Raw genomic sequence first — 23,316 nt, 5'->3', positions numbered from 1 at the left:
TTTGTCGTAATTCACAAAATAAACAAGGAGGTTTTTATTGGGCAAGCCATCCACAAAATTCGGGATGACTCATGTTTCGTTAGAACCAAGAAAAATGTCCTACTTGGTATTTTAAAAACCTATTTTGTGGCCCCAGTGGGAATCGAACCCGCATCGAACGTTTAGGAAACGTCTATTCTATCCGTTGAACTATGGCGCCTTTGTTGAGATTACAAGGAAAAATTCTCTTGTAATCTCAATAACTGCAAATTTCTCTAAAAACTCTTTAATAATCAAGGCAAGCGAAGAATATTCACTAGTTATTCTTCTTCCTCTTCCTGTTCTTCAGTTGAATAATGAACTTCATTTAGCCAATTTGGGAAAATAAGGATGTGCTTTTCTTTCACTGCTTTTACAATGGTTTCTCTTAGCTCTTCTATATTTTCTTTTTGTTCAGCTGAAATAAAAACCGTTTGAGGTTGAGGGTTATTCATGTACGAATTTTTCAAGAAAGCCGTCACTTTTTCGATCCTGCTTTGTTGATTTTCAGGTTCATTCCCAGACCCAATCTCCCAATCATTGATAACTACTTCTTCCGACGAGAATAAATCTATCTTATTAAAAACAAGAATCGTGGGCTTGTCGGCTGCACCAATTTCAGTTAACGTTGAATTGACAACCTCGATGTGCTCCTCATAATTTGGATGAGAAATATCTACAACGTGTAATAAAATATCCGCTTCTCTTACTTCATCCAAAGTAGATTTAAATGATTCAATCAACATCGTAGGCAGTTTTCTGATAAACCCTACTGTATCTGAAAGTAAAAAAGGAATGGTATCAAAAGTCACTTTTCTAACGGTAGCATCCACTGTAGCAAAAAGTTTGTTTTCCGCAAATACTTCTGCTTTGGCTAAGCGACGCATCAAAGTAGATTTACCAACGTTGGTATAACCCACTAAGGAAACACGCACCATTCTGTCTCTGTTTTTTCGTTGCGTAAATGCTTGCTTATCAATTTGCTTGAGTTTTTCTTTCAAGAAAACGATTCTATCGTTAGCAATACGACGGTCAGTTTCCAATTCTTTTTCACCCGGACCACGCATCCCCACACCACCTCGTTGTTTAGAAAGGTGAGTCCACATCCTTGTCAATCGTGGCAAAATATACTGTTGCTGTGCCAGTTCCACCTGCGTCTTTGCCTGAACTGTTTTGGCACGCATCGCAAAGATGTTTAGAATCAATAAACTACGGTCAAGAATCTTTACTTCATGCTGAAATTTCGCAAATTCAGTTTCAATATTTCTGATTTGAACAGGCGAAAGGTCATCATCAAAAATTACCATGTCTACATCATTATCCACTACATAAGCGATAATATCCTGCATCTTACCTTTCCCCACATAAGTACGTGTATCAGGTTTTTCTAATTTTTGAGTAAAAGTATAAAGTGTATTGATTTGTGACGTATCTGCCAAGAAAGCTAATTCGTCTAGGTATTCTTTTGTTTGTTCTGCTGTTTGTTTTTGTGTTTGTACAGCCACTAAAACGGCTGTCTCTTTTACTTCTTCGGTAGTATGCATAATATCTTGATGTTCAATATTGGAATTTTATAAATAGCCTAAAATCATCAGGCCTTTACATGATTACCTTTCAATATGATTATTCTAAATCCTGTTGTTGAAAGAATACATGTACAATTTTGCGCGTGTTATCTTATATTGACATTGTTGTTTTCGTTAATATTGTTTCCATTCGTCCTAATTACTGGCTAGCTAAAAGCCGACGATTAAACAGATTGAGTATTTTTAAAGATACGCAATTGGTTTTATCTTACAGAAATTAAAAACAAGTTTAAACAGAAATGGTTGATGTTGAAATTACTGCCCTTTCGGAGGGCAATATCCATGAAGACTGGATTTTGCAGAGCCGAGAGAGGATTTTAGCAGAAAATTTGTCTTAGCTTCATGTTAGTAATGATACTGAAAGAATCGTTTTAAAGTTAGTGGTGCAAAGGTATAATTATTTTTCTGATTTCTATCTTATTATGCATAAAAAAACCTGTAAGCGTTAAATACTCTTACAGGTTCAAAAAAAGAAGTCAATGATATTACTTCATTGAAGCAATTAACTTCTCATTTAACGCTACATAATCCATATTATTGGCTTCTTTAGCAAGTTCTATTGATTTTTTGGCTGTTTCAATCGCTACAGCTTTATTTCCAAGCTTTGCTTGAATCTTAGCCTTTAAGTGCATAATCCAGAATGCTTTAGGAGTTTGCTCAACGGCTTTATCTGCCCAAGCCAATGCTTTGTTTAAATCTTTCCCTGTTTCAAAATAATAGCTAGCTGCCTGAAAGTACGGACGACTATCAACTGCCAATGCTGTTTCAATAGCTTTGGTGATTTTGCCATCAATATCAGCAGTCACTGGAATAGCAATAGCTGTTTTTTCCCAACTGATTTCAATATCTGCTGACGAAGCTGTTAGGTTAGCAATCTCAATCGTAAACGTTTCAACAGAATTTGCTAAGGTTGTCGGTTTTACTTTGAATTTTGCAACATCTTCTTCGGCTTTGTAGCCATCAATACCCCAGTTGTTCAAGCCTTTATTGAAAATCACTTCCCACTCATCTTTGTTAGGAATAGTATATAACACATACGTACCAGCTTTTAAAGCTACACCACCTACTTTAACATCCTCGCCAAAAGTTACTCTGGTAGCAGCATTCGCACCTGTTCTCCATAGTTTACCGAAAGGAGCTAAGTCGCCAAAAACTACTCTGCCTCTGATATTTGGTCTTGAATACACTACTTCGATAGAAGATAAAGCAAAATCTTGTTTGATAGTCTGTGTAGGACTTGGTGCAGGTGTTTTAATTACCTGAGCATTTAATGAAGTATTTAAGGTAAAAATTGCAAGAATTGAAACAATAAAGTTTTTCATGAGAAGAATATTTGTTTAAGTATATTCTACAAAGTTAAGGATAGTTACATTAACAATTCTTTAGGTTTTGTTAATCTATATAAATTTTAGATAAACAGTAAAAATTGGTGGGTGAAAATATTTCACCTACGATAATTTTTTGATGGAATATACATTTTATGGAGTTTTTGCCTGATAGATTTTTAACTAATAAAATTTAACCTATCAATTTTCCAAATGATGTATATTTGTTTAAAATTACACACAAATGGCAGAATTTGTAGAGAAATATATTAATCCTTTTACCGATTATGGTTTCAAGAAGTTGTTTGGCGAAGAGTTGAACAAAGACTTGCTATTGGATTTTCTGAACGAATTATTAAAAGAAGAGCAAGGACAAATTACTGAGCTGACCTATCTAAAAACAGAACATCTTGGTCTGACAGAATCAGATAGGAAAGCAATCTTTGATTTGTACTGTGAGAATGAACGTGGAGAGAAGTTTATTGTTGAGTTACAAAAATCGAAACAAAACTTCTTTAAAGATAGAACAGTTTATTATTCAACTTTTCCGATACGTGAACAAGCCAAACGAGCAGATTGGAATTATGAATTAAAGGCTGTTTACACCATTGCGATTCTTGATTTTGTTTTCGATGCAGATAAAAATGAACCTAATAAATTTAGGTATGATGTAAAGTTAAAAGACATAGAAACTAATAAAGTATTCTATGACAAGCTGACTTTCATCTACTTAGAAATGCCAAAATTCAAGAAAACAATAGATGAATTAGAAACTAGGTTCGATAAATGGCTTTATGTAATTAGCAACCTAAATAAACTAGATAGAGTCCCTGATAGTTTACGAGAACAAATTTTTGAAAAAGTATTTGAAACCGCAGAAATAGCCAAGTTTACTCAAGAACAGGTATTATCTTATGAAGATAGCTTGAAGTATTACAGAGATTTAAAAAACTCATTGGATACTGCCAGAGAAGAAGGAGAGATAGAGGGAATATTGAAGGGGAAGTTGGAAGGTGAGAAAGAGGGTATATACAAAGGAAAGTTAGAAGTAGCCCGAAATATGCTTTCATTAGGAATTTCAATCGAAACAATTATTCAAGCTACTGGTCTTTCTGAGGAGGAAATTAATCATTTAAGAGAAAATTTATTTCAGCAATAGCCAAAAAAAACTCATTCCTTTTGAGAATGAGTTTTTTGATGAAATATCGTATTTTATGCCGCTGCCAAAGCCTCTGCACCACCAACAATCTCAAGGATTTCGTTCGTAATAGCTGCCTGACGAGAACGGTTATATTGTAATTTCAATTCTTTCAATAATTCACCAGCATTATCGGTTGCTTTATCCATCGCTGTCATTCTAGCACCATGCTCAGAAGCATTTGATTCAAGAACGGCTTTGTAGATTTGTAACTTCAACGCCTTAGGAATTAATTCATTGATGATTTCTTCTTCAGAAGGTTCAAAGATATAATCCACAGAAGAAGCCTTCACTTTGTCGTCTTTTTGCTCAACGATTGGTAATACTTGTTCTGTCTTTAAAATCTGAGTCGCTACGTTTTTGAATTCGTTATACACCAATTCAACAACATCGTATTTCCCTTCTTCAAAACCTTTCATCGCTGCTTCTGCTGCAGTACGAACGTTTGTAAAACTTAATTTTGTAAAGATATCAATATAATCACTGTTTACATTATATCCACGACGCGAAAGGTATTCACCACCTTTTTTGCCAAGTGCCAAAATTTCAACATTCCCAGCGGCTTGTTGGGCTGCATATTTTTCGCTGATTAAGCTAACAGCTGCTTTACCAACGTTGGCATTGAAAGCACCACACAAACCACGGTCTGAAGTAACAACAATGATTAATACTTTGTTGATAGCACGAACGATAGTGTATGGATTTTCTTTTGCTCCTTCTGCATTAGCAGAAACTGTAGCAATCATTTCAGTCAATTTCTTTGAATAAGGACGCATCTGGATGATAGCGTCTGTCGCACGGCGAAGTTTTGCTGCCGACACCATTTTCATGGCTTTGGTAATCTGCTGAGTAGAGTTTACCGAGACTATTCTGTTTCTTACTTCTTTTAATGAAGCCATTATCTTTTCTAATAAATGAATGATAGAATGAATGAATGATAGTGAATTAATCTACTTTGTAAAATCACTATCATTCTATCATTCAAAATTGAAAATTATTTTTTACGCATATTTCGGCGCTACTTCTTTAGATACTCTTGTCAAGACATCTGTCAAAGAATCATCAAATTTACCTGCTTTCAAAGCATCCATTGTTGATTTTTGCGTAGCGTTCATTACGTTAATGAAATCTTTTTCAAATTCACGAACTTTGCTTACCGCTACTGTGTCAAGAAGACCTTTTGTTGAAAGGAAAATCATCGCGATTTGCTCTTCAACTCTTTGTGGAGCACCGTTTGGCTGCTTCAACATTTCAAGGTTACGACGACCACGTTCGATAGTCAATTTCGTAGCAGCATCTAAGTCAGAACCAAATTTAGCAAATGCTTCCAATTCACGGAATTGTGCTTGGTCAAGCTTTAAAGTACCAGCTACCTTTTTCATCGACTTGATTTGAGCATTACCACCCACACGTGATACCGAGATACCTACGTTGATAGCTGGACGAATACCCGCATTGAAAAGGTTTGATTCCAAGAAAATCTGTCCATCCGTAATTGAGATTACGTTTGTAGGAATATATGCTGAAACGTCACCCGCTTGTGTTTCGATGATTGGAAGTGCTGTTAATGAACCACCACCTTTTACCAAATGCTTGATAGATTCAGGTAAATCGTTCATGCTACGAGCAATCTCGTCAGATGAGTTAATCTTAGCAGCACGCTCTAATAAACGACTGTGAAGATAGAATACGTCACCTGGGTAAGCTTCACGTCCTGGAGGACGACGAAGTAATAATGAAACTTCACGGTAAGAAACAGCTTGTTTAGATAAATCATCATAGATGATCAATGCTGGACGACCTGTATCACGGAAGAATTCACCAATCGCAGCACCTGTAAATGGAGCAAAGAATTGCATCGGAGCAGGGTCTGAAGCACCCGCAGCTACAATTACAGTATAGTCCATCGCACCAGCTTTGCGAAGTGTTTGTTCGATTTGTTTGATAGTAGAGGCTTTCTGACCACAAGCTACATAAATACAGTAAACAGGGTTTCCAGCTTCATAATATTCTTTTTGGTTAATGATAGTGTCGATACAAACAGTAGTTTTACCTGTCTGACGGTCACCGATAACCAATTCACGTTGTCCACGACCTACTGGAATCATCGCATCGATTGCTTTGATACCTGTTTGAAGGGGCTCAGTTACAGGCTGACGGAAGATTACACCCGGAGCTTTACGTTCCAAAGGCATATCGTACAAATCACCTGTGATTGGTCCATTACCATCAACAGGCTCGCCAAGTGTATTTACAACACGACCGCAGATACCGTCGCCAACTTTAACAGATGCGATTTCGTCAGTACGTTTTACAGTATCTCCTTCTTTGATTTCAGACGAATCCCCTAATAATACCGCTCCAACGTTATCTTCTTCAAGGTTCAAAGCTAGAGCTTTTAAGCCGTTATCAAAAACGAGTAATTCACCCGCCTGTACTTTCGATAGTCCGTAAATACGGGCTACACCATCACCGATTTGTAATACGGTACCTACTTCTTGAAGTTCAGCCTCTGATTTTGCTCCTGAGAGTTGTTCTCTCAAAATGGCTGATACTTCATCTGGTCTGACTGATGCCATTATAATAAGTTTGTTTTGTGATTTTGAATTTGGAATAGTACTTAATCTACTAGATAAGAATTAGTTAAATATCAATTAGAGATTATTTATTAAAGACTTACAATATTAATAAATACTCTATCGTTGCTCGCTGAATTCTTTAATTAATAAATTACTTATTTTTCAGGTGCAAAATTAGGGAACAAATTTCACAATTCCATGAAATGCTGAACATTTCATGCTTAAATGTTATACTTTTTTGGGATTCATTATTCTTCCATGTTAGCAAATCTGCCACTTTTTGAGCTTTTATCTTCAAAAAATCCTTTTTTAGGCTTAAAACTAAGATGATGTATAGTTATTTTCTATTTGTTAATAAAATTTATCGATTTGATTTATGTATTTAAAAATTCTAAGTTTGTGACATCAAATAATAATCTTCACCTATAAATAGCTTACTATCATGTCTGAAACAACGATGAAATTAACTACTGCTTTTGAGATGATAGAAATGCCTAAGGAGAGAGCGACCATTATACGCAACCGAGTAATTTGTAGCGTTTGATGATTGATGATGCCAAGGCGAGAACTGTTAAAATATCATTGGTGCGATGTCAGGGATTACTACCCAATGGAAGATAAAATTACCGATTTGCAAGTATGCCCTTGGTTCAGATCAGACATTGGTTTGGAAAAGAGAATCGCACAAGGGCTTGGTATTGATGCCATTGCGATAATGCCACAGAAACATTAGTAGTTTTAATAGTTTTTTAGATGCAAAAAGCGTCGGAGCAAGTCGGGCAGGACTTTGTTTCGACGCTTTTTTTTAGTATTCTGTCTTGAAATTTCAGCACGTTGTCAGTATTTGATATAATATGTAATAATAAGGAGATAAATCATGCTATAGATTTCTATTAAAATTCCGTTCTTTGTAAAACCAGTTTGTCTTGATGACTGGCATCAACTATAAAAATAAACTATGAAACTAACTTTACGAGCATTAATCCTCAAAAGCTTATTTTTTTGCTGTATTTCCATTTCGTTTACTACACAGTCATTTGCACAAAATACAGAATTTAAATTGCCTTTATTGTCAGGGAAAGTAAAAGATTCTAACACAGGTGAATCAATTGTTGGTGCAACGATTTTTTTGGATTTCAAAAAATCAGGTGTAATCACCGATTCGTTGGGTAATTACCAACTGTATTTACCCCCAGGCGAATATGTCATTAAAGTTAGTCATGTGGGGTATAAACCTTATCGTACAAAACTAACCTTAAAGGCTGATACTAAGTTGGATGTTACTTTAGAGGATGTCTCGAAGACACTTGAAGAAGTAATTGTTTCTAGTCAGGCTACTCGCAAAAGCATACAGACGCCTTCTTTGGGGGTTACTTTGCTGAGTATTAAAGGTATTAAGAAGTTGCCAGCGATGATGGGTGAGGTAGATATTATCCGTTCGTTACAAACCTTACCGGGTGTGTCGTCAGTAGGTGAAGGCTCAAATGGGATAAATGTACGTGGAGGAAATGTTGACCAAAACTTAATTTATATAGATGAGGCCCCTATTTTTAATCCAACCCACCTTTTTGGGTTATTTTCAGTGTTTGCTTCTGATGCTATTCGCGAATTAGAACTTTACAAAGGAAGTATTCCATCTCGCTTTGGTGGTCGGACGGCCTCCGTGTTAGACATTAAAATGACAGACCCTAGCTTAGAGAAATTTAAACTTTCGGGCGGAATCGGGTTGGTATCTAACCGAGCGATGGTTGAGGTACCGATTATCAAAGAAAAATTATCGGTTGTAGTTGCAGGAAGAGTGTCCTTCAATGATTTTTTGTTTAAATGGATTGGGCCAGATAATATGAGAAATACGCGAGCTAATTTTTATGATGTAGCGACTAAAGTATATTTCAGACCGAATAAAAACAATACCATTTCGCTCTCTACGTATATGAGTAAAGATTTCTATCAAGTAGATTCCTTATTTAGTTTAGAAAATGTAGTGGCAAAACAAACTCAGTTTGACTATGGACATTTGAATTTTTCTGCTCGTTGGAGCCACTATTTTAATACGAAATTTAGTTTAGATGTAGTAGGAGTAGTGAGTAATTATAAAACTAGAACGTATGCACCTGATAGTGTCAATAGAATAGATTTGTACAACAGTATTGATTATAAAAACATCAAGGTAAATTTTGATTATAACCCAGATGAAAAACACAAAATCAATTTCGGTGCTAGCGGAATCTATTACCAGATTTCACCAGGTAAATTGAATGAAAATGTAAAATCGAGGATTTCGAGCGTTTTATTACCAAGGGAACAATCGTTAGAGTTAGGGTTGTTTGTGGATGATGAATACAAAGCCAATGAAAAGTTGACGATACAAGCGGGCATTAGGTATGCACAATATTTAAGCTTAGGCCCAACGACTACTCGAAAATATTTAGATGGAGAGCCAAGAACAGCCTCCTCTCAAATCGGAGAAGAAATTGTATCAAGTGGTGCTGTAGAGAAATCTTATGGTGGGTTTGAGCCTCGTTTAGCAATAAAGTACTCTTTGGGCGAAAACAGTACCTTGAAAATAGGCTATAATAGAATGCAGCAATTCATTCAATTGTTATCTAATAATACCACGCCACTGCCTACGGCACGTTGGAAAACAGCAGACGAATATATTAAACCTCAGGTGAGTGATTTTGTATCTTTAGGCGTATTCAAGACCTATAAAGATAATGTGTGGGAGTTTTCAGCAGAGGGATATTATCGTTCAACACAGAATGTAGTGGATTATATCTCGGGAGCAAATCTACAATTGAGTCAAGCCATCGAAACACAACTCATTTCAGGCAAGGGCAAATCCTATGGGTTAGAATTGATGTTAACGAAAAAAAGAGGTGAGTTGAATGGTTGGGTGAGTTATACTTTCGCACGTTCTTTGCAACAAGTAAGAGGCGATTACCCTCAACTCCAACAAATTTCTGATGGAAATTGGTATGCTTCAAATTATGATAAGCCTCATAGTTTGAATATTATGATGAATGTCCAACCAACAGTACACCATAGTTTCTCTTTTACATTTGCCTATAATACAGGTCGTCCGTTTTCGTCTCCATCAGGGTTTTTTCAGTTGGATAATAAAAGATACCCTGTTTACGAAGCCAGAAACAATGATAGAATATCTGATTATCATCGCCTAGATTTCTCTTGGACTATCACCAATCCAAGTATGAAAGAAAAACGCTGGGAAGGAAGCTGGACTTTTACGGTGTATAATCTTTATGGAAGAAAAAATGCCTATTCGGTATTCTTCAAACCTGCTGGTGTTGCTTTGAAACCTTATGAGTTAAGCGTTTTCGCTAACCCATTGATTTCATTGACTTATAATTTTAAATTTTTATAAAAAGACTTGTATTGCTTTCGTTTAGAAAGATTGAAATATATTATCATGAAAACTAAATTTCCAATATTTTCCCTACTTTTCTGTATACTGGTAGCCTCGTGTATTACACCAATTACAGACTTTGTACAAGTATCCTCAAAAAGCTTCTTCACCATAGAAGCTAACTTAACAGACCAACCCGGCCCACATAAAGTGCATTTATATATGTCTTCAGATAAAATTTCGGGAGGATATTTTTTGCCAATATTAAAAGCCAAAGTTTATTTAACAGATGAAAAAGGTGTTGTTGAAAACCTGACAGACCCTAAATCTACAGGTTATTACCAAACTTCCGATAAATATGCTGGACGCGTGGGAGGAACTTATACCCTAACTATCGAAACATTAGATGGTAAAAAGTATGTTTCTACCGCAGAAACGATGAGACCCGTTCCAGAAATAGAAAATGTGATTACTAGATTCGACCTACAAGATAATTATGCCAAAGGAGACCCTCGTCGTGGAGGTTTTAATATCTATGTAGATTTTCAGGATTTTTCTACTACAGGCGATAATTATCAATGGTATTGGAAACATTATGAACGTGCTTTCATTTGCGAGACTTGTCCGAATGGCTATTATGATTTCACCAAGAATATGTGTGTTTTCCCTAAAATACCAACAGACGTAATTTTGAATTATAAATGTGATGGAGATTGTTGGAATATATCATTTTCAACTGATTTGAATGTATTTTCAGATTCATATCTAAACGGACAGAGAATTACGGGCAGACGGGTAGCAAGAATACCTTATGATGATATTACACCATATTATCTTCAGTTTGAACAACGTTCTATTACTAAAAATGCCTATAACTATTATCAAAGTCTGGCAGCCCAAACACAAAATAATGGTACACTGTTTGATGTCCCTGCTGAAACAAGATTTAGTTATAATATCAAATCAACGACCAATACCAGTGAAAAAATACTGGGTATTTTTGATGTACACTCAACTCGAAAAAAGATATTTTATATAGACCGTTCTGTAGGAGTACCAGCAGGAGAAGCCCCTGTTACTGTAAAAATTGTTGGAGATGTTTTCGCTTGCCCTCCAGCTTCTTCCAATTGTAAAGAGTACGTTCAGTGTAACGATGGTTTGTACAGAACACCATTTAAACCAGAAGGTTGGAAAAATTAATTAGTAAGTTTCTCGAAAAATATATTCATAAATGAGCGGTAGAAATATTAAAATCGAACAAATTTGTATTATAGAAGTTGTCTTTAAACAATCTCTTGAGCGAATAGTTACGTAAATACGAGAAACTTAATTTATAAAAATGCAAGTACAAGAACCACACACGTTGTCTGATAAGTCCTTGACAACTAAGCTTAAAACAGGAGTATTAATCGTTAATTTGGGTACGCCCGATTCGCCAAATACACCAGATGTCCGTAAGTATTTACGCGAATTTTTGATGGATGGGCGAGTAATCGATATTCCTTATGCTTTTAGATGGATGCTAGTTAACCTTATCATTGCACCATTCAGAGCACCCAAGTCGGCTAAGGTATATAAAGAACTTTGGACAGATAGAGGTTCGCCTTTAAAGTTTTATGGCGAAGACATCGAAAAGATGCTTCAAGCACAATTGGGCGATGATTATGATGTGAAATTGGCAATGCGTTATCAAAGCCCAAGCATGGATGCTGGCTTAGAAGTCTTTAAGAAATCGGGCTATAAAAAGATTATCGTTGTTCCGTTCTTTCCACAATATGCATCAGCAAGTACAGGGTCGGTTTACGAAAAAACAATGCGTATCGTAAAAGAATGGCAAATTATTCCTGAAATAAGCTTTGTCAATACTTTTTACGACCATCCTAAGTTTATAGAATATTTTGCTACGGCGGCTAAAAATTATATGGCTAAACACGAATACGACTATTTTATGTTTAGTTATCATGGTTTACCACAACGCCAAATCCGTAAAGGCGACTGTACGGGTGAAACCTGCAAGTTTGGCTCATGTTGTGATACTATACATTCGATGAATCAATATTGCTATCGGGCACAATGCCATGAAACCACTAGGTTGTTAGTAAAAGAATTGGGCTTGGAAGAGGGTACTTATACTACTACTTTTCAGTCGAGACTAGGTAGTGATCCTTGGGTACAACCTTATACAGATGTTGTAATTAAAGAATTAGCCAAACAAGGCAAAAAGAATATCTTGGTATTCTCGCCTGCATTTGTTGCCGACTGTTTAGAGACTACGATAGAAATAGGAGAAGAATACCGTGAAATGTTTGAAGAATTTGGCGGGCAACATTGGCAATTGGTAGAGAGCCTAAATAACTCACCGATGTGGGTGGATTTATTGGAAGATTTGATTAAGAAAGCGTGATAGAGCTGTAAGCTTTGAGCTTTGAGTGATGAGCTTTTTTCATTCTTCCTCCCTTGTTTCGCCGTTGTCAGCGCCTTCACCAACAACTCGTGCGACAGCAATGCAGCTACAGCAATTTTAACAAAACTAACTATTGGGTTGGAGTGTTGCTGACGCTAGTCTTGTTGGTGAACTAACACCAACAAGGGCTAAGTTCACCAACAAGGGCTTAAAAAAACTCTTATCCCTAGCGAGGGACTTAAGTCCCTCGCTAGGGATAAGAGTTTTGATTATCAGTTAATTATATACTTGTGGGTAGTTGAAAGGACTTAAGTCGCACCCTAAGAGAAAAATAACATTGCCCCTCTCATAGCTCAAGGCTCACAACTCATCACTTACAGCTCAATTAAATTCGGGAATATTTGTTTAAGCTTTTGAAGGGATATTCTTACATTTGGGTAATTACCTGTTTTCAAACCTAAACGGTATAATAAATCCCAAAATATTTAATCATCATCAGCTATGATACATTTACTACTCAGTATAATCTTCTCGGTTTTATTATTGATTAATTTCCGTTTGCATCCACGTTTTGGCATCAATACTTTTCAAACCATTATTTTCAATTATCCAGTTTGTATCCTTACAGGGCTATTGTTTTTGCCAGAAAACCAACACCTTAACTTAGATTTATCCGAAACCTCCACCATTTTAGCCATGTTATTAGGCGTTGGTTTTGTGATTACCTTTATGCTTTCGGGTATCTCTACTCAACGAATCGGGATGGCTACTACTTCGTTAGCAAACAATATGTCGTTGGTAGTACCCGTGATTTTTAGCTTAGTAATTCTGAAAACGAGTATCAGTTTTGATGCCTTTAATTATCTGGGATTAGTACTAGCCGTCATAGCCGTAGCGTTGAGCACCTTTAAAAAGGATGAAGGGGGCAATCAAAACAAGCAACAAACGGCCGATTGGTTATTGCCGATTGCAGTATTTACCATGTACGGCATTACCAATACCACCTTTAATTACCTCAATGCCAAATACGTTACTGCCGCAGGTACTACTATTCCTTTTACGTTAACAATCTTAGTTGGTTCTGTGTTGATTGGGGGAATTGTCTTGATTATCAGGATGATACAAGGAAAAGAGAAGCTAGCATTCAAAAGTTTATTGGCCGCCATTCCCTTAGGTATTCCGAATTTTCTATCATTTTATTATCTACTAAAAGCCCTTGATGCTTATCAGAACAATGGCGCTTTTGTATTACCCATCTATAATATCGGTGTCATTGTAGGTTCGGCCTTGGTCGCTTTTATTTTCTTTCAAGAGAAATTTACTTTGCTCAATAAAATCGGGTTACTGTTGGCGGTCATCGCCATTGGATTGATTTCGTATCAGAGTTTGTTTTAAGCCAATTCAAAATTCATTAAGTAGTGATTAGTAAACAGTGATTGGTGAATAGCCCCCTGTCTCGGTAGTTTTTCAAATTGCTAGTTATCAGTTGTTTGAGATAAATAAAAACGATGCTTAAATTTTAATGATTACTTAACAAAACTTAGCCATAAATAGAAAATGAAAAAAAGTAATTTACTATTCTTGTTCCTGCTTGTGACAAACACAGTGTTGGCACAACTGAATAATCCTCCTGCGTTGAATGCCATAACAATACAGGATTTGAAAAAAGATTTATATGCCTTTGCAGATGCTCATTTTAATGGTCGTTCTGCTGGAACATTAGATGAATTAAAGGCTTCTATGTGGTTGGCTGATCAATACAGGGCTATTGGACTAAAACCAGCAGGGGATGATGGTACCTACTTTCAGTATTTTACCTTATGGCGAAATCATATAGCAGATAATGCTAGTGTCGTGATTAATAATACAGCCTTTTCGCTTTGGAAAGATGTTGCTGTGGCACAGATGGCTAATATTTCGTTAAATGCACCTATTGTATATTTAGGAAATGCCCTTGACATTGATACTAGTAAAGTGGATGTAAAAGGCAAAGTGATAGCCATTGAGGCCAATGCAAAGGGCATTAATTTGAATGTATCGTTACCAACTTGGCGATACAATCGATATATTTTCACGAAGTATGGCTTGCCTTTGATAAAAAAAGGAGCAGTTGCCATCATTTTTATTGCCGATGATGTAGCTGAAAATGCTTGGGAAGATGCCGCTGAAAACTTTAAAAGAGGTACCTATGACATAGACGGTGGTGTCAATGAAAATGTTACGACTACCGTGCCTGTTTTGTGGTTCCATGCCAGTGCGAAAGCATTATTTCAACAAAATACTGCTACGATTAAAGCCAACCTGATAGTGTCTAAATATCCCTATCCCTCTGTCAATGTAGTTGGCAAAATAGATGGAACAGACGCGAAGTTAAAAGCAGAGTATCTGTTATATAGTGGACATACCGATGCACATGGTATTAGAAATGAAATTAAAAATGATTCTATTTATTATGGTGCTGATGATAATGGTAGTGTAGATGTAGCGATGCTTGCCAATGCCAGAGCATTTATTAAAAAGCCTGCCAAGCGTTCTGTGATTTTTGTGATTCATGGGGCGGAAGAAAGGGGTTTATTAGGGTCGAGGTATTTTTCTTCACATCCTACTGTTCCTATCAAAAACATTGTAGCGGTATTGAATGGAGATATGATTGGTAGAAATACCATTGATAGTGCCGCCATTTTAGGCGTAAAACCTCCTCACAGAAACTCCCTTGATTTGGTAACGATGACACTTGATGCCAATAATGAAGGCCCTAAATTTAAATTAGATGATACTTGGGACGACGTAACGCACATAGAAGGTTGGTATTTTAGGAGTGACCATCTACCCTATGCAAGACTAGGCATTCCTGCTATCATGTACACCAGTCTTTTGCATCCTGACTATCATACACCACAAGATAATGCCGAAAGCATCAACTATCCGAAGCTTAAAAAAATGGCTGATTGGATGTACAGAACAGGGTGGAAGGTAGCCAATGCAATCAACAGACCAGCCACTGATAAAGGGTTTAAATTAGAGAGATAAAATTTGAGCTTTGGTTTACAAAGCAATCTTTCTATTAGTGGGCGACTTAAGTCGCCCACTAATAGAAAGCATCGTTGCTCCTCGAAGTCTCTGACTTCGTAGTACAGATAAACGACAATCTATGATTGTCCGAGCTATTTTTAGGAGAAAACAACGAGGTAACGAGGTCGATATGTTGCTTTTTTGGATAAAAAGGATGGATTTTATATTGATAAACTTACCAAGAATCCGATGAGAAAGTTATTTCCCCTTATTATGATACTTATATCATGCAATATTTATTGTCAAAGTAGAATAACGAATATAACTAAATCAGATACTTTTTATATTCATAAAATAAAAAAGTACAAGACGATTAGCATCATTCATGCGAAAAATAATATAGATGAGATTTTCAAAATTGTATATAGATATTCAAGCGGTGGTCAAAATATAAAAAAAGGTATGAAATATTATTTGGAAATAAGTACAGTTGTATTTGAGATGGATGGGAAAAATATAGGATATACACCAAATAGAATAATGTGTTCAGAATACGGGAAAAGGCTAAAAATCTGTACTGAACCCGAGAATGGAATTACTGAAATTTATGATTTGATTAAAATCTCAATTTGTCCGTAGTGTCATACTTTACCGTTGCTCCTCGAAGTCTCTGACTTCGTGGTACAGATAAAAGACAATCTATGATTGTCCGAGCTATTTATTAGAAGAATGCAACGAAGTCGATATGTTGCTTTTTTGGATTAACATCCTTTTTATCTATACTTCGAGATGCCCTTCGGAACATCTCGAAGAGCTGATTAGATGAATGCAACGAGTTCGATATGTTGACTTTTTGGATTAACATCCTTTTTATCTATACTTCGAGATGCCCTTCGGAACATCTCGAAGAGCGAGTTATGGTTTACCACCTGTGACAATTAGTACAAAAAAAATATCAAAATAAACAAAAGACTGATGAAAGTAATAAAATTTATTCTATTGTGTATTAGCCCATTTTGGGGAATCTTTAACTGCTATTCGAGTACTGGGCTTTTATGTAATAATTCTGACTTAGGTAAGGATAACACATTAACCATTTTGAATAGCGATAATAGTATTTATTTAGAACTTTCTTTGTTAGGAGATATTAATCCTAAAGTACCCGAAACGTTTAATCCTTACGCAATAGATATTCCAAATGATATTTTTTTAATCGAAGTAATTCGTGAAGATAAAGATAGGTATCAAGTTTCTATAGGAAATGGGCAATCAAAATTTATTAGTAAATCAGAAAAAAGTTTAAAATATTACAGTTGGACAAACTTTATTCTTAAGTATGAATATAATTCTATCATAGTTGATAAAAAGAAAAACCCAGTGAGAGTTTTGCCCACTGAAAAATCTAAGAAAGTATTGTATATTGATTACGACACTTATGCTATATATGGAAAAAAAATAGTTGGAGATTGGCTGAAGGTAGAGGTTCAAGATATTGAATCTATAGAAAATTTTAAGACCTATGGCTGGGTAAAATGGAGAGACCAAGAAAAATTACTAATTGATTTTAGATTATATGATTAATCCAGTCCGTTGCTCCTCGAAGTCTCTGACTTCGTGGTACAGATAAAAGACAATCTATGATTTTCCGAGCTATTTATTAGAAGAATGCAACGAGGGCGATATGTTGACTTTTTGGATTAACATCCTTTTTATCCGCTCTTCGAGATGTCCTTCGGAACATCTCGAAGAGCAAGAATGGAGCTATTGGGGATTTTATATATTTGCAACGCATTATGGGTGCAGGCTATAACAGAGAAATATTATGGGTGCAGGCTATAACAGAGAAATAATGATTAAAGCGTTTGATGATAGTGATAATAAATAGTTGTTAACTTATGAAAATAATAATTATGCTTTCAAGTATTCTCATGTTTAGTTGTACAGAAGAACGCTTTTACAGAGAATACATTTCTAAAAATAAGGTGTATGCATTTACATTTAATGATGACTCAACATTTAGATACAATTATTATAGATTACATGAATATGAATATTCAAATGGAAAATGGTATCAAAAGAATAAAAAAGAAATAGTATTAAATAGCTTTTTGAAAGGGAATTTGCTAAAGTTAGAAACTGAGAAATATACCACAACAAAAGAGGTTATTAATGAGATGTTTTTTGATTTCAGGTTTAATAAAATTAAAGCAGAAGATTGCGAGTGTACTATCTACTTGAATGATAAGCTATATACCACAAAACGATGTGATTCTCTTTCAGTAATCCAAGAAAAATTGCCTATTCAAAGTATTCAACTATACATATTTAAAGTCAATTATACGGATTCATATCGCTATTCTTTAAAACCACTTAAATCAGCCACTTTTTATCCTTTTAATGTGCAATCAAACTTTATTAAATTTCATATAGATGTAGAAGATTCATATTTTTCCTATAGAGCTTTTAACGATATTATTATTAACCTTAAAAGGAATAAGATTTATTATTTAAATGATAAGAATAATAAAATTACGCTCTATAAAAATAATCCTGCTCTTCGAGATGTTACCAAGGATGTCTCGAAGTCCAGATAAAAAGGAAATTAATCTTATGTAATTATTTATTGAATGACATTCGATTAAAGGATTTATGCCCGCTCTTCTAGATGTTCCAAAGGATATCTAGAAGCACCGATAACAAGAATATTAATCCTATAAAATAATAAATAGGATGCTTAAACTCTGAATAGTTGCTGTATAAAGTCTTTTTTTCGTTTTTTGCCGTTGTTGGTGTTTTTTTCACCAACAACCAGTGCGACAGCAACCCTTGCTCCTCGAAGTCATAGACTTCGAGGTATAGATAAATGACAATCTATGATTGTCCGAGCTATTTTTAGGAGGAAACAACGAGGTAACGAGGTCGATATGTTGACTTTTTGGATAAAAAGGATGGATTTTATATTGATAAACTTACCAAGAATCCGATGAGAAAGTTATTTCCCCTTATTATGATACTTATATCATGCAATATTTATTGTCAAAGTAGAATAACGAATATAACTAAATCAGATACTTTTTATATTCATAAAATAAAAAAGTACAAGACGATTAGCATCATTCATGTGAAAAATAATATAGATGAGATTTTCAAAATTGTATATAGATATTCAAGCGGTGGTCAAAATATAAAAAAAGGTATGAAATATTATTTGGAAATAAGTACAGTTGTATTTGAGATGGATGGGAAAAATATAGGATATACACCAAATAGAATAATGTGTTCAGAATACGGGAAAAGGCTAAAAATCTGTACTGAACCCGAGAATGGAATTACTGAAATTTATGATTTGATTAAAATCTCAATTTGTCCGTAGTGTCATACTTTACCGTTGCTCCTCGAAGTCTCTGACTTCGTGGTACAGATAAAAGACAATCTATGATTGTCCGAGCTATTTATTAGAAGAATGCAAAGAGGTCGATATGTTGATTTTTTTTGGATTAACATCCTTTTTATCTATACTTCGAGATGCACTTCTGAACATCTCGAAGAGCTGGATTTATTCCTAGCGAGGGACTTAAGTCCCTCGCTAGAAATAAATAATTTAGAAGAGTGATTGCAACCAAAAAAAAAGTTCGAAGTGAAGCACTTCGAACTTTCCACAATACCAATATGATGTTTTAAATTCAAATTCTTAGAAACTATATCTTAATCCAAATTGAGCTTGGTATCTTGATGCCAATTGGTCAATTGAATATGGCGTACTTGGTTGAATAAAGTTATACGTAGGGTCAGCAGATGTTCCTGAATTCTTACGTACTAAACCAAGACTTGCTGTCGAGTTGAATGTATTTGATACAAAATAAACTCTACCCCATTCGCTATTCAATAAGTTTGTGAAGTTGATAATATCTAATGAAATCTGAATAGTATGTACTTTCGAACCTACATTCAATGCAATATCATGCATTAATCTGATGTCTGCCGTTGTGTTCCAAGGCGTACGACCACCGTTACGTTCTGTAAAATCTCCTTTTCTTGTGCTTAGGTAATCGTTGCTATTTACAAAGTCCATAAATTGTTGTCCTTGTTGAGCGGCCGTTACTGTATTACCGTTTGCATCTTTGTAGTCAACCATGTATTTTGTAGCCTCAGCAGCATCTTTGAACACATAAGCTAAACCAGCAGCCTGTGGCGTGTTAGCAAGCGTTGAGTTAACAAATCCCCATGTGAATGGGTTACCCGACTGAGCAATGATTACACCTGATACGGTAGTAGCATGACGAGGATTCCATTGTTTTCTGTAACCAATAGAGGCTACAATTCTATTTCTAATATCAAAGTTTGAATAACTTAATTTAGGGTCGTTCGGCGTTAACGATTGATTCAACTGCCAGTTAGATTCCATCGAGTTACGTATACCATTGGTAATATCTTTCGACTGTCCGTACGTATAGGCTACCGAGAAATTCAAGCCAAAAGGATATGTTTTAGCAAGTTGTGCTGTTAAACTATATCTATATCCTTGCGAAGTGTTAGACAACATATAGGCGTTAGAGAAACCAGTATTGATTTTCTGACCAGTAGCGCCACCTGATAAATAAATAGGCATTTGTTGCTGTGTATCATAACTGAAATACTTAACAGAGTCTTTCAAGTTAACTTGTTGAAATTTCAAGTCGTTGATAACCTTTGTATAGATACCCTCTAATGTTAATTTATAGCCATTTTTAGTATAGTCAACAGCGAAGCTACTTCTCCAAACCTGTGGCATTTTAAAGTTATTGCTTACAGCATCTACTTGCGTTTGATTTCCTTGTCCGTTATTGAAAGCAAAAGTTTTAGCACCGTCTTTCAAAACATCCCCTTTTACACCTGCTTTAGTCGCAAGGTTGTTCACATCAAACGAACCGTATCCAACACCATCGTTATAGAAAGCATAACCTAACCAAGCAAATGGAATTTTACCAGTGAAAATACCAGTACCTCCTCTTAATACTACCGATTTATCACCGTTTACATCATAGTTAAACCCAATTCTTGGTGATACCAACACTTGTCCGAAGATTTTGTTGTCAATCTTAGCCAATGGCATAGCAGTATACGTTGTACCAGCATTTGGATCAATTGGAGTTGATTTAGTACCAGCACTGATTGATGGTGAATCTGTAGAAGCTAAGTCAAAACGAATACCTGGCGATACTTTTAATTTATCCGTTACTTGAATTTCATCTTGTGCGTATACACTATACATACCTACGCTAAATTTGGCATAAGGATTATCGAAGTTATAGTCGCGGTCGTTGTTAGTGAAGTTGTATGAACCACGTACACGGTTTACTTTTCCAGCAAAGAATTCATCTAATGTTCTGTAAGCAATTCTACCATTCCACGAGTTTACAAAACCGTAATTGATGTTATAAATTTCGTTGTGTGTACCTACTAAGAAAGTATGTTTTCCTTTGAACCATGTAAAGTTATCCGTGAATTCAAATGTTTTTTGTTTCATGTTGAACACGGTAGCCTCACGGTCGTTACCAAAGAAGATAGTTCCACCATTGTATGAAATCTCCGTCTGAGGCATCGAAACGTTACCACTTAGTGGTTGTCTGTAATCGTGAATATCAGAATAACCTACTATCAAGCTGTTAGACTCATTACCAAATCTACTTTTCAATTCCGCTACTGTTGAACTTTGGTTGTTGATTTGCTTGAAGTCCATGCTTGCAAAACGGAAGTTGGCAGCGTCACGCTCAAGGTTGGTAGCTTCAGAAGTAATGTAGTTATTACGGATAGATAATTGATGTTTATCAGAGATGTTCCAGTCTAAACGGTTAAAGAATTTATTACTGTTTGAATAAATATTGTAGTTGTTGGCTTCACCTACATCAAACCCGTAATTAGTTTTTACAAAGTCTGTAATTTTCTGAGCAGTCGCTGCATCAATCAATGATAATTGCTTTCCAGTAGCATCTGTATAACCTGCACCATAGAAAAGGGGCTCTTGGCGACGCGTAATTTCTTCGTTAGTAAAGAAGAATAATTTGTTTTTGATAAGTGGCAAGCCTACTCTGAAACCCGTTTGATAGTCGTGGTAGCTACTTGGTATTTTAGCACCATCGCCTGCATTGTTTGGACCAGTGATGCTTGCATTTCTTCCAAACCCATATACCGAACCAGATACGTCGTTTGTACCGCTACGTGTTACGGCGTTGATAGAACCACCTGTAAAGTTCCCGATTTTTACATCGTAAGGAGCAATATACACTTGAATATCCTGAATAGCATCTAGTGAAATAGGGTTGGTACGTGTACTACTTCCCGGCATTCCTGATGAGCCTCCCTGTCCGCCTAAAGATGGGCTAAAGCCAATGGCGTCGTTGTTGATTGTACCATCTATCGTCACGTTGTTATAACGGAAGTTTGTACCCGCAAACGAATTGTTTGAACTTTGCGGAGTAAGACGGGTCATGTCGGTGATACTTCTGCTTAAAGTAGGTAATGATTTAATCTGAGCTTCGCCCAAATTGATACCAGCACCCAGCTTTGTACCGCCTTTTTCTCCTTTCACTACTACTTCGCTTAGCGTGGTAGTTTCTTCTTGGATAACAAAGTCGATGTTTGAAGTAGAGCCAAGGTTTAACATCAAGCCTTCTAATACTTTAGGGCTATATCCTACAAAAGTAACTACTACTTTATAAGGGCCACCTGGGTTCATGTTACCGATGGCATAATGCCCATCAGTACTTGATGTAACACCATATTTAGCTCCAGTTGGCAAGAAAGTAGCAATTACTGTTGCTCCAGGAATCTCTGCACCTGTTTTGTCTTTTACTCTTCCTGAGATAGAAGAAGTAGTAATTTGAGCAAAAATCTGTACTCCAGAAAAGAGCATAGCAATAATGCTGAGCAGTCTGAATGACTGTTGAAAAGTAGTAAACTTTTTCATGAGTTTGAATTTTATGAAATAATTAACGGCTGCATATTGTAAAATATGCAAAAGGAATTTGTAAGGAAATGAGGAAAATCTAAATTAGAATCTGCAATAGAAGTATAAATAAACTAACAGTATTACGAAATTGAATAGTGGAATAGTGGGATAAATTAGAAATTGGTGTGTTAGTGATTTTATGGAGGCTAAAACCATCAACAATGTATAGTTGTTCAATTTCTTTTGTTGATTCATCCTCTTGTGACTCATCATCAACTTCTTTGTCAGTATCAATTTCAAGTACTTGATTTGATACCTTTTCCGAAATGCACTTACTACCTTTGTGATGCTCGTTTAAATGTACAGACACCACAGAATCAGTTTTTACATAGCTTTTAGAAACTTTGAAAAAACTAAGACATGCAATAAAGAGTAATATGTATTTTATGTTTTTCATATTGATGCACAAAACTAGGCAACCAATATTAAGAGGTCGTTCTCTGAATGTTAAATTAATGTTAAATTGAAATTAACTTAACAGCGTTCTTCAAAAGTGCATGGTCATTCTATGACTATAATGTGTAGTACACAGTATCCAAAACATTCTGCCCCGCTGAAAGTAACAAAAATTGCATCAACGTATAACATAATCGTTATGTAAATAAGGTTCAGTTTTCCCCCAAAAAAAGGCTACATTTTTCCTGTCAAAAAGAAACAGATTAGTGAAGTTCGTTTGTCAATGAATGGAAAAGGAAGTAAAGAGAAATGAGCGCTAAAAAGGAGTAACTTTGCTTTGGTAGTTGCTTCTGCAGTGCTTTGGTAAAAAATGCCACAGCACTGCAGGAGCAACTACCAAAGCACTGTAGAAGCAATGCTAGTATAATAAAACTATATAAAAC

17 protein-coding genes and 1 tRNA gene are annotated in these 23,316 nt (G+C 35.6%); 11 read left to right on the top strand and 7 right to left on the bottom strand.

Translation table 11 applies throughout. The annotated features are described in order from the left end of the window. Nucleotides 1-127 precede the first annotated feature (127 nt). The 3 genes from AC07XN_RS14050 to AC07XN_RS14040 form a co-directional block, all read right to left on the bottom strand. Nucleotides 128-199, bottom strand: a tRNA-Arg gene (locus AC07XN_RS14050). Nucleotides 200-299: 100 nt separating this feature from the next. After that, the gene (gene hflX / locus AC07XN_RS14045) at nucleotides 300-1,562 is read right to left on the bottom strand and encodes a GTPase HflX (protein ID WP_494743535.1); all 1,263 of its coding nucleotides are present in this window, start codon (nucleotides 1,560-1,562) and stop codon (nucleotides 300-302) included. A 527-nt stretch (nucleotides 1,563-2,089) separates the two neighbouring features. Next, nucleotides 2,090-2,926 (bottom strand): DUF2911 domain-containing protein, encoded by an 837-nt coding sequence (locus tag AC07XN_RS14040; RefSeq protein WP_309923270.1) that lies wholly within the window; start codon nucleotides 2,924-2,926, stop codon nucleotides 2,090-2,092. Nucleotides 2,927-3,173: 247 nt separating this feature from the next. Between AC07XN_RS14040 and AC07XN_RS14035 the strand changes: the two genes are divergently transcribed. Continuing rightward, a complete protein-coding gene (locus AC07XN_RS14035) occupies nucleotides 3,174-4,088 on the top strand; it encodes an Rpn family recombination-promoting nuclease/putative transposase (RefSeq protein ID WP_494743534.1) in 915 nt (304 codons plus the stop codon). A gap of 53 nt (nucleotides 4,089-4,141) precedes the next feature. On the opposite strand, the gene atpG is transcribed toward AC07XN_RS14035, so the two are convergent. Together atpG and atpA are read right to left on the bottom strand one after the other, a co-directional pair. Further along, a complete protein-coding gene (gene atpG / locus AC07XN_RS14030; RefSeq protein ID WP_309923265.1) occupies nucleotides 4,142-5,026 on the bottom strand; it encodes an ATP synthase F1 subunit gamma in 885 nt (294 codons plus the stop codon). 102 nt (nucleotides 5,027-5,128) lie between these two features. Then, on the bottom strand, nucleotides 5,129-6,706 hold the full coding sequence (atpA, locus tag AC07XN_RS14025) for a F0F1 ATP synthase subunit alpha (RefSeq protein WP_309923263.1): 1,578 nt from the start codon (nucleotides 6,704-6,706) through the stop codon (nucleotides 5,129-5,131). A gap of 550 nt (nucleotides 6,707-7,256) precedes the next feature. On the opposite strand from atpA, the gene AC07XN_RS14020 reads away from it, so the two are divergent. From AC07XN_RS14020 to AC07XN_RS13975, 10 genes are all read left to right on the top strand, one after another. Continuing rightward, nucleotides 7,257-7,439, top strand: coding sequence for a hypothetical protein (locus AC07XN_RS14020; protein WP_494743533.1), 183 nt, complete (start codon nucleotides 7,257-7,259; stop codon nucleotides 7,437-7,439). Between the two features lie 225 nt (nucleotides 7,440-7,664). Next, nucleotides 7,665-10,091 (top strand): TonB-dependent receptor, encoded by a 2,427-nt coding sequence (locus AC07XN_RS14015; protein ID WP_494743532.1) that lies wholly within the window; start codon nucleotides 7,665-7,667, stop codon nucleotides 10,089-10,091. A gap of 45 nt (nucleotides 10,092-10,136) precedes the next feature. After that, on the top strand, nucleotides 10,137-11,273 hold the full coding sequence (locus AC07XN_RS14010; RefSeq protein WP_309923258.1) for a DUF4249 domain-containing protein: 1,137 nt from the start codon (nucleotides 10,137-10,139) through the stop codon (nucleotides 11,271-11,273). A 139-nt stretch (nucleotides 11,274-11,412) separates the two neighbouring features. Continuing rightward, the gene (gene hemH, locus AC07XN_RS14005; protein ID WP_494743531.1) at nucleotides 11,413-12,477 is read left to right on the top strand and encodes a ferrochelatase; all 1,065 of its coding nucleotides are present in this window, start codon (nucleotides 11,413-11,415) and stop codon (nucleotides 12,475-12,477) included. 501 nt (nucleotides 12,478-12,978) lie between these two features. Beyond that, nucleotides 12,979-13,872: an EamA/RhaT family transporter gene (locus AC07XN_RS14000; protein ID WP_494743530.1), complete on the top strand. Its 894-nt coding sequence runs from the start codon at nucleotides 12,979-12,981 to the stop codon at nucleotides 13,870-13,872. Nucleotides 13,873-14,034: 162 nt separating this feature from the next. Then, complete coding sequence (locus tag AC07XN_RS13995) at nucleotides 14,035-15,507, top strand: M28 family metallopeptidase (protein WP_494743529.1); 1,473 nt, start codon at nucleotides 14,035-14,037, stop codon at nucleotides 15,505-15,507. A 444-nt stretch (nucleotides 15,508-15,951) separates the two neighbouring features. Further along, nucleotides 15,952-16,128, top strand: coding sequence for a hypothetical protein (locus AC07XN_RS13990; protein WP_494743527.1), 177 nt, complete (start codon nucleotides 15,952-15,954; stop codon nucleotides 16,126-16,128). A 336-nt stretch (nucleotides 16,129-16,464) separates the two neighbouring features. Then, a complete protein-coding gene (locus tag AC07XN_RS13985) occupies nucleotides 16,465-17,070 on the top strand; it encodes a hypothetical protein (RefSeq protein WP_494743528.1) in 606 nt (201 codons plus the stop codon). Between the two features lie 314 nt (nucleotides 17,071-17,384). Beyond that, nucleotides 17,385-18,083, top strand: a complete 699-nt coding sequence (locus tag AC07XN_RS13980; protein ID WP_323252570.1) for a hypothetical protein — start codon at nucleotides 17,385-17,387, stop codon at nucleotides 18,081-18,083. A 602-nt stretch (nucleotides 18,084-18,685) separates the two neighbouring features. Continuing rightward, complete coding sequence (locus tag AC07XN_RS13975) at nucleotides 18,686-18,862, top strand: hypothetical protein (protein WP_494743527.1); 177 nt, start codon at nucleotides 18,686-18,688, stop codon at nucleotides 18,860-18,862. Between the two features lie 318 nt (nucleotides 18,863-19,180). On the opposite strand, the gene AC07XN_RS13970 is transcribed toward AC07XN_RS13975, so the two are convergent. After that, nucleotides 19,181-22,435, bottom strand: coding sequence for a TonB-dependent receptor (locus tag AC07XN_RS13970; RefSeq protein ID WP_494743526.1), 3,255 nt, complete (start codon nucleotides 22,433-22,435; stop codon nucleotides 19,181-19,183). Nucleotides 22,436-22,514: 79 nt separating this feature from the next. Next, nucleotides 22,515-22,874, bottom strand: a complete 360-nt coding sequence (locus tag AC07XN_RS13965) for a hypothetical protein (protein WP_309923244.1) — start codon at nucleotides 22,872-22,874, stop codon at nucleotides 22,515-22,517. Nucleotides 22,875-23,316: the final 442 nt, after the last annotated feature.

The organism is Arcicella sp. GW458-12-2-14-TSB2 (assembly GCF_059423785.1).
Note: the sequence above shows the minus strand (reverse complement) of the source record. Positions and strands in the feature narration are given on the sequence as shown.